General features: G+C 30.6%; 3 protein-coding genes. All 3 read left to right on the top strand.

Annotation, left to right across the window (positions count from 1 at the left end; translation table 11 throughout):
- Positions 1-398 (top strand): hypothetical protein (locus tag VW161_RS08860; protein WP_325192964.1); only part of this gene is annotated, 398 nt, incomplete at its 5' end.
- Positions 385-1008, top strand: a complete 624-nt coding sequence (locus VW161_RS08865; RefSeq protein WP_325192965.1) for a ribonuclease H family protein — start codon at positions 385-387, stop codon at positions 1006-1008. The genes VW161_RS08860 and VW161_RS08865, both read left to right, overlap by 14 nt.
- Positions 1009-1100: 92 nt before the next feature.
- Positions 1101-2165 carry an MYG1 family protein gene (locus VW161_RS08870; protein WP_325192966.1) on the top strand — a complete coding sequence of 355 codons (1065 nt, stop codon included), beginning with the start codon at positions 1101-1103 and terminating at the stop codon, positions 2163-2165.
- Positions 2166-2219 lie beyond the last annotated feature (54 nt).

Here is a 2219-nt window from a genome sequence, read left to right on the forward strand (position 1 = left end):
AAGTAAAACGTGAATATGATGAAACTGTAGATGAAAATAATCGTTTACGAGCTTTTATTAACGATCACGATTTTTACGAAAAGAAACAAACAAATCTAAGATCTTCAGATTATGTAGAATCTTCAAATGATGAAAAATCTGAAGAAAAGAAATTTGATAAAAACAATCCTATTTATAAACAATCGCCGTCTACAATGCGTAAATTAGGATTGAATCCAGATGGAACACGACGTTTAAAACCCCAATTAGTAAAAATTGGAGAATATATTGGATCAAATGGTTATATTATCGAGATTAAAGAAGATATATCATCAGGATTAAAAATTCATAAAACTACAAATAGGACAGTTTTATCAGAAGATGGTATTAAGGAAGAAATAGCTTATGGAAACAATTGATAATTTTGGATCTGAATTTAAATGGTCTCCTAATGACAATCAGAAGTATGCAAGTGAGACAACTAATCAGTCGCCTCGTAGGGAATTTAAACCTAATGAAGAATCTATTAAAGTTTTATACACTGATGGTGGTTCTCGTATTTTGAACACTCCTGATGGAAAACGTTATATTGGTGCATGGTCTTTCTATGATACTGAAACAAAAGAAGTTCATGGAAAAGCAGAAGATAATGCGACTAATAATCAGATGGAATTAATGGCTGCTATCAGAGCTATTGAATATCTAAATAATAATGGTGTTCCTAAAGATAAATGGGTAACTATTTATCTAGATTCTGATTATGTAAGATTTGGAATTTTATTCTGGACTAAGAAATGGGTTAAAAATAACTGGATGAAAATTAATAAAGATGGACAGTCTGAACCAGTTAAAAATGTTGATCTATGGCAAGCTCTTTATGAATTAAATTCTGAACGAAAAATTTATTGGCTTCATGTTCCAGGTCATTCTGGAGATGAAGGTAATGAAAAAGTAGATATCAATTGTGGTATTCTCATGGATAAATTCATAGAAAATGCTGGAATTGAAATCTTAAAGAAACAAGTATAATTTAAATAGAGAGGATATTAATCCTCTCTATTTTTTGTAAATCAATTGTTTTTTTTTGTATATTATATTAATAGCTATATAGGAGGTAAGTTATGGCTAAAGAATTTTTATCATATGCTGAAAATTCAGCAGAAATTTCAAAAATTAAATCTTCAATTTCAATGGAAGATTTGAAAGAATTAAATACTATCGTCGTTCATGGTGGTACATTTCACCTTGATGATGTAGTATTTGTTGCAGAAATAATTGCTGTGCGTCAGGAAAATGGGATTATATCTATACCAGAGATTTTAAGAATCTCAAGAAATGATGTACAAAAAACTATTGATGAACTTGAATCGCTAAATAAAAAGTTCATTATTGGTGATATTGGAAATGGATTATTTGATCATCATGATCAGTTAGTAGTCCGTGACCCAATAAATGGAGGATTTGATAGTCTTTCATTTATTGAAAAGAAAAGGCTTGAACAGCCTTATACAGCTTCATCAAAACTATGGCTTGCTATAGGGCCAGAATTAATTGGCGAAGAATTTGTATCTAGAGTTGATAGAGATTTCTTTATGCCTCTAGATGCAAATGATAATTTTGGTTCCATAAAAACTGAAAATGTTTTCAACGGATACAGAAAAATGCAAAATCCACTTTCGCTAACAATCAGTTGGTTAAATGGGGATCCTAAAGATTCAGTAGCTCAAATGAGTAATTTCATGAAAGCTGTTGAATTCTTAGTTCTGACATTCAGAGGTATGATTAACACTTATAAGAACATGAGAAAAACTTATGAGGAAAACCATATCGCTGAAATAGAAAACACAATGGGACCTCGTAAAATTGTTTCCATTGATAAATATGTACCAAGTATGGTATTCAATCCTGAAAAGGTTTACTATATTGTAGAACCTGCTACTAATCCTGGTTGGTGGCAAGTAGCTACAACTGATAGTGAAGCACATCCTATAATAAATAGAGAATTATTAAAGGATGTTAATAATCAGTTGTATCTGGATCTTCAGAACTATGATAAATCGGTAGATTCTGGAAAAATTCAAACACAGAAAGTCTTTTTCCATAAGACTGGTTTCTTAGCTACTTTTCCTAAACAAGAATGGGCTGAAATAGTAGCTTATGAAAGTAGACTGATTTTCGATAAGTAAAAAAAAACAATATAAAGAAGGGGGAGAATTAACTCCCTCTTCTTTTTTTATTTG

This window comes from Methanobrevibacter ruminantium (assembly GCF_016294135.1).
GTDB classification, from domain to species: Archaea; Methanobacteriota; Methanobacteria; order Methanobacteriales; family Methanobacteriaceae; genus Methanobrevibacter; species Methanobrevibacter ruminantium_A.